2 protein-coding genes are annotated in these 1,291 nt (G+C 32.4%); both read right to left on the bottom strand.

Annotated features, from left to right (window positions below; all coding sequences use genetic code 11):
* Nucleotides 1-104: 104 nt before the first annotated feature.
* Nucleotides 105-575, bottom strand: coding sequence for a hypothetical protein (locus tag CVT14_RS10585; RefSeq protein WP_107850315.1), 471 nt, complete (start codon nt 573-575; stop codon nt 105-107).
* The coding region (locus CVT14_RS10580) for a M23 family metallopeptidase (RefSeq protein WP_320205060.1) at nt 572-1,291 on the bottom strand (720 nt) is incomplete at its 5' end. The genes CVT14_RS10585 and CVT14_RS10580, both read right to left, overlap by 4 nt.

The raw sequence follows: 1,291 nt of genomic DNA, 5'->3' as shown, positions 1-1,291 counted from the left end.
TATATACTCTTATCACCGCAGTGGTGAAGATATATCTTATCTATATCACTAGCTTCACCTTTTTCGTTTTCAATGATTGATTTCATAAATATATTGTTCAATTATTAGTCAGGTAAATTCCAAGATATAAAATGATACACATCTACATTGTCATCCTTTTCCTCAAACAGCCATAACTCACAGCTATTTTCAGGATTGTGTTCGCTTTTAGGGTCAAATAATTGAACTAAGAGAGTTTTGTTATTTATCCATTTAAAATCAAAGTCATAAGAAAAGTTATTTGCGTCATAGGTCTTGTATCTTATATTTTGCATACGTTCTATATCTTTTAACTCTGGTTTTGGCGGGAAAAAGAAACCAAAAATATAGTCTTTCCATATATTCAATATAGTATTTCCGTAGTAAGGAACCATACTCTCATTCCAAATTTTCTTCGCAAGCTTTTTACAATCTTTATTTAAAAACTTCTTAGGTACCGTCTTTCTTTCCCAGTCGTCATCATAATCATCTATTGCAAATGATAAATTTACAGCTAAAAATAAAATTAAGACTATTTTTAAAAATATAGTTTTCATAGCTCCTCTCCAAAAGTGTTTTTATATCCCTCTTTTAGTATCTCTATAGGATCAGCTAGGTCTTTACGCCTTTTAAATTCATTATTTGGATCATTTTTGATAGTCAGGTTGTTTTTTGTGTCAGCTCCATTTGTAAAATACTCAAAGTGAAGCATAGTCACTACCTTGCCCTGAACTATAATTGGGTGTTTCCCATTGTCGATCATAAATCCTGCATATCCTATAACCTGACCTTTTCTTACCTTATCACCAACTTTTACTTTTACTCTTGAAGGATCGACCTCGCCATATCTTATGATAAAGCTACCAAATTCTACTGTGTCATATTGTATCGTTATGTGATCGGTTTTGTAGTAAAAATCACCAGTTTTTATTACTTCACCATCAGCTATAGATACTATCTCTACATTTGATGTAAATGCTAATTCATTTGCATTTGTTCTAAGTGGCATATCTGTATATAGATCTCTTGCAGCGTGCTTTCTTGTACCATTATTTCTGCTTTTACCAAATACTGACTGTTTAGCCCTCTTGTCATCTACCATAAGCGTCCAATCATATTCCATACCTTTATCATTTAAAGGCTTGATTTTTAGTGGAAAGACTATCTCGTTTCCTATCTCTATCTTGACTAAGGCCTCCCTATCCCCATCCACCCACATACCCTTATCTACTCTTGTTATACTCTTTGATTCATTAAAAGAGTTTATAAAGTT

This window comes from Campylobacter concisus, from assembly GCF_003048445.1.
GTDB lineage: Bacteria > Campylobacterota > Campylobacteria > Campylobacterales > Campylobacteraceae > Campylobacter_A > Campylobacter_A concisus_BF.
The sequence above is the reverse complement of the archived record's forward strand: the minus strand, read 5'-3'. Positions and strand labels throughout refer to the sequence as shown.

What these genes read in the sequence shown, in the direction of transcription:
- CVT14_RS10585 (WP_107850315.1), bottom strand. Translation starts at nt 575, where the DNA reads ATGAAAACTATATTTTTAAAAATAGTCTTAATTTTATTTTTAGCTGTA.